The organism is Nostoc sp. (genome assembly GCF_036916575.1).
In the GTDB taxonomy this organism is placed as follows: domain Bacteria; phylum Cyanobacteriota; class Cyanobacteriia; order Cyanobacteriales; family Nostocaceae; genus Nostoc.
Window position 1 is genome coordinate 1 of record NZ_JBALGC010000043.1, and the last position, 8,040, is coordinate 8,040.

General features: G+C 35.5%; 6 protein-coding genes. All 6 read right to left on the reverse strand.

What is annotated here, in order from left to right; all coding sequences use genetic code 11:
• A partial coding sequence (locus V7L29_RS11225) for a hypothetical protein (RefSeq protein WP_334735503.1) occupies positions 1 to 875 on the reverse strand: 875 nt, incomplete at its 3' end.
• Between the two features lie 17 nt (positions 876 to 892).
• A complete protein-coding gene (locus tag V7L29_RS11230) occupies positions 893 to 1,408 on the reverse strand; it encodes a phage tail protein (protein WP_334690699.1) in 516 nt (171 codons plus the stop codon).
• Positions 1,408 to 1,680 (reverse strand): hypothetical protein, encoded by a 273-nt coding sequence (locus tag V7L29_RS11235; RefSeq protein WP_334690700.1) that lies wholly within the window; start codon positions 1,678 to 1,680, stop codon positions 1,408 to 1,410. Before V7L29_RS11235 ends, V7L29_RS11230 begins: the two co-directional genes overlap by 1 nt.
• Before the next feature lie 271 nt (positions 1,681 to 1,951).
• Positions 1,952 to 4,273 carry a COG1470 family protein gene (locus tag V7L29_RS11240; RefSeq protein ID WP_334690701.1) on the reverse strand — a complete coding sequence of 774 codons (2,322 nt, stop codon included), beginning with the start codon at positions 4,271 to 4,273 and terminating at the stop codon, positions 1,952 to 1,954.
• A 189-nt stretch (positions 4,274 to 4,462) separates the two neighbouring features.
• Positions 4,463 to 6,733: a hypothetical protein gene (locus V7L29_RS11245; protein WP_334735504.1), complete on the reverse strand. Its 2,271-nt coding sequence runs from the start codon at positions 6,731 to 6,733 to the stop codon at positions 4,463 to 4,465.
• 417 nt (positions 6,734 to 7,150) lie between these two features.
• Positions 7,151 to 8,040, reverse strand: an 890-nt coding sequence (locus V7L29_RS11250) for a hypothetical protein (RefSeq protein WP_334735505.1), incomplete at its 5' end; no start/stop codon positions are given.

The window sequence follows — 8,040 nt, forward strand, 5'->3', positions numbered from 1 at the left end:
GTCTGGTTTGAAGCTTGCTGTAATGGTTCAATTTCAGAAGATTCTGGTGATGGCTGACCCAAAACAGATGCAGTTGTTTCTAGATTTGGTGTTGTCGGATTAAATGTCTGGTTTGAAGCTTGCTGTAATGGTTCAATTTCAGAAGTTGCAAGTGGTACTGTTTGCTCAGGAACTGGTAATGTTGTTTCTAGATTTGGTGTATTTCCGCTATTATTTGGCTTTGAAGCTTGCTGTAATGGTTCAATTTCAGAAGATTCTGGTGATGGCTGACCCAAAACAGATGCAGTTGTTTCTAGATTTGGTGTTGTCGGATGAAATGTCTGGTTTGAAGCTTGCTGTAATGGCAGAACTTCATGTTTACCCTTGTTACTCGTCTTGCAGGATTTGGTTGTTTTTTTAGCTTGAGGTTTAAAATCTGATGTCGGTTTGGATTTTGTTTGTCTTTGAGATTTCGGTTTCTTGTTTGCTTTATTACTCAAAGTTGTATCTAAGTAATCTAAATTATTTGAACTTAATTTCTCTACTAGTTCATTGTTATTAACACTATTTTGATTGCGAACTGATGATACATCAAAATTATTAATGCTAATGTCTTCATTTTGATAATAGTTTGGTTCGAGGAATAAATCCATATTCCCATCAATATCATTCCAATAATCTAAATTTACTAAAGAATCACTGTTTAAAAATTTATTGTTTTGACGAGGCGACAATAAAAATTTTGATGTAGTTAGCGGTGTGTGATTCGTAATGGGATAAATTGAATTACTGAGGCGATGATTAAATTCTTGCCTCAAAGTTAATCTATTGGGTTGGCATAAAGATTCACTTAAGCCGAGTCTATTTCCTTTGCTTACTAGTGGTTGAATATCCATATAGTTTTATTTTGGTATTACTTAGACTCAAAGAATCCTGATTTCATCCGTGTTGATTTATTACCTCCACCTTTTTCTTTACCAAATTGTAAACCTTCATAAGCTAAAGTTAATTCTTCAATTGCTGCTGCATTTCCATCTGCTTGCAATGCAGGTGCCTTCCATCCAACAGGAACAGCACCAATAAGTGTCCAACTCATCATCGTTTCACCAGCTTGATTAAAAACCAAAATATTTACATTGCGTCGAGATGTTTTTCCCTGTTCATTAAAAACTTCACTTATCCAGTTCCAAAAACCTGGATGGTCAGTAACACCCCGCTTTAATGTGACGTCATTAAACTCGACTTGTCCCAAATACACCCTCTGTTGGTCGTTAACACCTCCCTCATGGATAACCTTTTTCTGAATTTGGGCGCCTAGTCCTGAACATTCAGTGAAAGACGCAGCGATGGAGCTTTCGATCTCGATATAAAACCGATTGGTTGTAACATAATTTAATTCATGAGTAACATTGCTATTATTATCTGTCATCAGAACCACCTTTTTTGGCCGTAGTTACTTACTCTTTCTCGCTGATTACGAATATCTTCCAGTAAAAGTTCATATACTCTTTGAGTAAGTGTATTTAACAAAAGCGAGTCTTTGAGACATCGTTCTGCATATGAAGATACTCTGCTTGGATTAGATGTTGCTGAAATACCAACATATCCTGCGGTACCACCAACGTCCCCAAGAGGTGTGTAAAAGACTTCTTTTTTTTCTAAGTCCATAATTGTTATTTTTATTTTTAAAGCGGTGTTCAAATTGCTCAGATTCCCTACTTTTTTAAAGATCCTGCTGGCGAATAGAGGGTTAGACCGATGGCGCCGAAATGTTCCGTAAGGGCACGATATATTGTGCCCCTAAATACCGTGGGATAACGAAAAATCGTTGAGCCAGGATAATATTTCTAATTTGCCGATAGCATCCTTTAAGAAGTTGGGAATTTAATTTACTGCATCTGCTATTAAATCTAGGCTAAAGGCACAGCTTCAAAATCAAAAGTAGCCAAAGGTCTAACTTGTATATACTGTATTAAAATAGTGATCTTGGACGTGGAGAAGCAGGAAAAGGTTTAAAGATTTTTTGTGTAGGTGAGGGAGAAGGTGTAATTAAGCTGGATGCCGGGGTCGGTTTCGGTTTAACAGTAATAAAAAATCCTTTTGATTGAGGATCGCGCTTGCCAAATTTGTCTGTAACTGTAAGTATAATTTGGCGTGGAAAGTTCACGTCAACAGGAATTTGGGGTGTGTTGCTAGTTTGTGCAACGTCTCCACCGTTGAGAGATAGTTTTACTGAAACGTTTTCTCCTTCTACTTTCCAACTTACGATAACTTTATCCCCTTCATTCAAAACGATACTTTGTTGTTGGCTGTTGTCAATATTATTAATTTTAAAAAAAACAATTTTAAATGGTTTCGGTAGTACATCAATTTTACTATCAGCTTGTTTAGTACTATTTTTATCGAATACATTAAAAGTCTCAACTATTATTTCGGGACTAAAAATTCCAACTTTATTCACTGAAATATCAATACTACATTTGAAAAACTCTTGATCTGGAAAATTTTGTTTACAAGTATCCGTTATTTTATGGTTTTTAATATCATTAACTTTTTTATCTTTCAAGATTATAGGCGTAATTGCTTGTAAATTATCAGCAGTTTTGAGATTAATTGTAACTTTATAAACTAACTCTGGATGTGTAATTTTCCACTTTAGAGTTACTTTGTCGTCTTTTTGATATTGCCGTTTATTTGCTTTAAATTCTACTACTTCTGCTATTTCTTTTGGCGTGACTTCTACTACTTCAGCAGTTTTGGAAACGGGTTCAAATCTGCGGTTAAGAAAAGATGAATCTTGTAGATAAGAAGCTTTGAGTTCAAAAATGTATTTACCTGGTTTTGTAATTCCAGTACCAACGTGATTACATATTAGTTCTTCTTGGGGAGTTACGTTACAGAGAGCATTCTGATTATTACCTGGTTTAATTAGTTGGTTAATACGATTTTTGTCAAAATTTAGTTCAATGTTGTTATTTGATGCTTCTTTTGTTACCACCACCAGTTTTTGCATTCGATTAAAATTATCAATTTTCCAGTTTAAGTTAACTTCATCACCTTCAGTTATTGTTCGTTTATCAGTACTAAAACTTTCAATTATCAACGGGTCGGGGTTTAAAAGTCTCCAAATGATATACGTGACGCCTGCCAAGAACCCCAACCCCAGTAATATTAATAGTAAAAATTGCCACCAAGGACGTGCTTTCCATGATAAATTGGTTTGAAGAGATGCATTTGCCAAAGGATAGCTTTGCTTATCTGTAATATTAACTTCAAAATTAATTGGTAAAGGCTGACCGAACAATGGTCGACGCCACCAAGGACCAGGTTTAACTCGGAGACTTACTTTTTCAGTTATGTTGGGTAATAATTTTAATTCTGTAGGGTAAAATTTGTAAGTGCAAATTTCTTCCTCATCCCTCGTTTTAGCATTAAAAAACAGTTCCCGTATCAAGTTACCTTGATTATTAAGTGATAATTCATAGACACCATCTTTATGGCTAATTTTTCCTAGAATGGTATGAAGTTCTATACCTAACTGAAAATTTGCCGATATATTAATGTATATCAAATCCAAAAGGGTTAAGTCTGGATTATTTTCTGAAAGCAAGCGAATGGTTGGAGAATAGATACCAGCGAGAGTATCAATAGGAGGACGAAATTCTAAAGAGATTTCACCTTCAGAATTAGGATTGAGTTCCAGTGCGTTAACATCAAATAAGCCTACTCCTTCTAACCCACTAGCAGGGTAAGTTATTTTAAACCAATTTTCATCTAAATCTGGACATATTAAGCGAAATCTGTCTACACGATTCGAGCGATTTTCAACTTTGATCACTACTTGTAAAGGTTGGTCGAGTCTGTAAGTTATAAGTTTATTTGGATTTGTTGCAGGTATAATCGAAAAAGTTGGGTCAAAAGCGCGGATAACAGTTTGTTCTTTGAGCAAAACTTTGAGTTGGCCAGGAAAGTTTATCGGAGTATCTTGCGGATAATGTTCTGGAGAATCTACGACAAAAGTATAATCATAAGTACCCGCTAAAGCATCTACTGGGATTTCAAAATCAAACGCAACTTCGTCGCTGCTTTCTTTTGGTGCCACTGCTAAACTAGCTTTTGGAGAAACAGACCAACCACTGATTTTTTGAAATGTCTCATCAAAAGTAAAAAATAAGTCGATAACAGCGCTTTGGTCGCCCTCATTAATCACCACAGCATAAAATGATACAATATCTCCTGGCATTCCATATTGAATTCCAGGCGGGTTGATAATAATAGATAGTGGATTAGACATATTATTAACGTGCTTGTTGGAAATTGCTAATTTTTTACTTAAAATTCTTGTAAAAATGTGATAAATAAGTCTCTAGGGCTTTTGTAGAGATACAACATTTTGTAAGTTTACGAAGTACAATACTAAAGCCTAAAAACCTATAAAACCTTTTTGTCTTCGGAATTATATCTCCTACCTCCCATGCTGTATCTATTTAATCCGGTGTAGTCTTACTTGAAAATCGTCACTGCCGCTAATTACAATTCCTTGACTACTTTTTACATCAATAGTTCTAATTTTTATTTTTTTATAACCTGGAAATATATTTATGTCTTTTGGTGATTTCGTTCTGTCGAGTTGATGACTGGAAGTTAAATACCATACAACTACTCGTCCGTCATCTCCACCACTAACTAGAAAATTACCATCTTCACTAAATGCTAAAGTTCGTATAGGTTTTTTTGACTCATCTTGCCAATGGTCTAATAGTTTACAATTAGAGTCATTGATTTGCTGTGGATTGTTGCTACTTGTAGGTTTGCATTGTTTTAAATCCCAAATTGCAATTAATCCAGCCGAGTCAGATGTTGCTAGAATGTTTTCTGGTGAGTCAGGAATAAAAGCTAAAGAGAGAACAGAGTCATTCTGTCCACCTCTTCCGCTTCCATCTATTTTTTCAAGTCTTTCGACTGATATGTTTTTAAGTGAACTGTTAGGTTGATTTTGATTTCGAGATATGATTAAAAAACGGTTAAACTCGCCCGAAACAATAAGCTTTTCATCGTCGGGACTCAAAGCTAATGCCCAAATTGGAAAACGTGTTAGTTTTTGCTGTTTTAGTAAGTCGATGACTACTGGTTTTCCCTGAAATTTTTTAGTAGTCGATTCTCTCGACCATACTCTTACTTTGCCATTGCCCGAACCACTGAATAAATTAAGTGAGTTTTTGGTAAATGCTAAATCAAATACTCTATCACTTGGTTCTTGAAAGTCTTGAAGTGTAGTAATTATTTCACCAGTCGATATCTGCCTTAACTCAATTATCCCATTTTCTAGACCAATGGCAATACTGTTGTTTTCGACTGGTACAAACCTTACAACTAGAATTGGATTGTTGGCAAATACTAATACTCCTTTAGGTTTTTGAGGTTGAACACATTTAAAATTTTGTTTATTAGGTTTTGATTTTAGTGTTACATTTTCATCTGCTTCTAGAGAATTTGGTCTGATTGTCCAAGACCTCAATGTACAATCATTAGAAGCACTAACAACAGATGAGCCAGTACCGTTGCCAATAATGCGAACTGAATTGACTGAAGCTGTATGTGCAATTCCTTCTTGTCTAAATAATAAAGCTAGTAAAGCTAGTAATGCAGCCAGCAATGCCAGAATCGCTAACTGCAACCATAGAGGTATAATTGGTAAAACTTCTAATTCTAAACTTTGAGTGGCTGGGTCTGTACTGCCCAATCTTTGGTCAGATAGTTCTGCCTTTGCTTCTAGAAATATAGTTTTTCCGATTCCGACCCAAGGACGTTTTGTTTTAACATCTAAAATAACTTTTGCCGTCTCTCCTAAATTCAGATTTTGGATTTCAGGAAATTTATTAAATGCACATTTTCGCCAATCTTTACCCTGAATTTGCACATTAATTTCTTGACGTAGATTGCTGACATTTTTAAATAGCAATTCATAGGAAGCACTATTCGACTTAAAATTCGGCAACCACGGATGTTGAGAAGGAATTCTTTGCTTGTTTTGTGGCGTACTAAAATCAATATAACCAACAGGCAGTACTTCTAAGCTACCTTCTGCATTAGCTGGGTAACTATTATTACTTGTAGCTTCAACAATAAAAATATAATTTAAACTAGGTGCTTGAACTACAGAAGGTAATTCACATTTAAAACTCACTTCCGTTTGACTAACAGCATTTAAGGTTAACCTGCGTTCTGTACTGTTAGTCACCCAAGAAGCATCTACACCTATAAAATGTAACAACACATTACTTGCAACTTGTCCCTGATTTCTAACTCGTACAGGTACATCTATAGCGTTGCCAGGATATACTTGAAACGTGCGTATTGGTAATTCGACACTAATTAAAATTGGTTTATTACCTCGCTCAATTTCCAAACGTAGTAAAAGTCTACGCTCTCGTGCTAGCTGAGGAGAAAATATTTTTACAGACAGGTTCACTGTACCAACGAATCCAGGAATTGGCGTATTAAAAATAAATACTTGGAATTTAGTGCTACTACCGTGAGGTTGAGCAGCAGCAACTTCTGGTTCAAGACGATACCAACGGTAATTAGGATTGCGAATTTCGCCAGCAGCGATAATTTCTAATTGAAAATTGGCAAAGCGATTGCTATCATTATTAACGGTAACTTCAAAAGAAACCTGGCCTTGATCTGGTCGATAAGTTAAGCTTTGCGTTGAAAGACTAGCGCTTATAATATTATTACTATTACTATTCATATTATTACAATTTCATGAAGTTATTTAACCAAAGTGGATGTTTAGATTCCCGACCTCGTCAAAGTTATTATTCATCTAAATTTCCGTATATTTTTGTATGACAACAGAATTTGTTGGTAGTGTTACTCGGGGTTAATTTATAGATGTAAAAACCTTTTTTCCCTTACTTTGGGCTCTCTGTGTCTCAGTGGTAAATTTTGAAGAGCCAGTTTTTGAACACTTGCACGGACACTAGGTGAACACGAATCTTAAACGGATGTTCTAAAAGTTCTAAAACTCCTAGTTTTTGAATACCAACAAACACCACTGTAACAATGGTGTCGAAAAGTAAAACAGGTTTTATAAATATTTTATTTAAAATTGTAAGCATTATTAATTGCCGCTCATAGTAAGCACTTCAGTGCTTACTACGAACTGCTAATCTTTCAAGTTTTTGAGATAATAAAGAATTGCTTTTGCTGTTGGTAAATTCGTTGCAAGTAAAACATTGTTGATATTACATATCCTCAATAGTGCTTCTTCACTTGCTTGACCAGGCTGAGGCGCCATCATTAAGTCTCTAAGAAAAATCACTGCTAAAATTTCTCCAGAGTTAACTAATGAGTTAATTGCTTGATATCCTCCCGAACTGGCTGGAGGAATTTCTTGGGTGACGCTTAAACCTGTTTTTTTGTACAAATCATCGCTGAAAGTTTGCCATGTTCTCGTTAAGCAGTACGATAAAAACTCTTCATATTCAGATACTAATTCTGCAAGTTCAGATTTTCTGCTATCGTGACCGACAAGGATTATCTGTTTTTCTTCGAGAATTTTAGCAACCTGTATAGATGATTTTTCTACTTCTTCTGGTTCTTCTAATTCTTTATTTTCTGATGGAACTTCTTCAGTGTGTTGACTTGTCGCTACTAATTCGCTTTCATGCTCAGGTGTAAAAATAGAGGCGTTGTCAAGCACTAATTCTTCCTCTGCTTGTTGATACGCTGTATCCAAATCAAGATTTTCACTATTGCTGTTTATTGCTTCGATAATTTCTCTTTCTTGCTCTTGTGTATGTAGAGCAATTTCTTCTTCATGTTCTACATTCGTAATACTCTCGGTTTCGTGTTCTGCACTAGCAATATCATCAGCTTGAACAATGGTATGCTCAGGCACCTCATTGTTAGATTCTGCATTCGGAATATTCCCGGTTTCGTGTTCTGTACTAGAGATATCATCAGCTTGAACAATGGTATGCTCAGATACCTCATTGTCAGATTCTACATTTGTAATACTCTCGGTTTCGTGTTCTGCACTAGAGATATTATCAG

Coding starts and splice junctions, on each gene's coding strand:
- V7L29_RS11230 (WP_334690699.1), bottom strand. CDS start 1,408: ATGACAGATAATAATAGCAATGTTACTCATGAATTAAATTATGTTACA.
- V7L29_RS11245 (WP_334735504.1), bottom strand. CDS start 6,733: ATGAATAGTAATAGTAATAATATTATAAGCGCTAGTCTTTCAACGCAA.
- V7L29_RS11240 (WP_334690701.1), bottom strand. CDS start 4,273: ATGTCTAATCCACTATCTATTATTATCAACCCGCCTGGAATTCAATAT.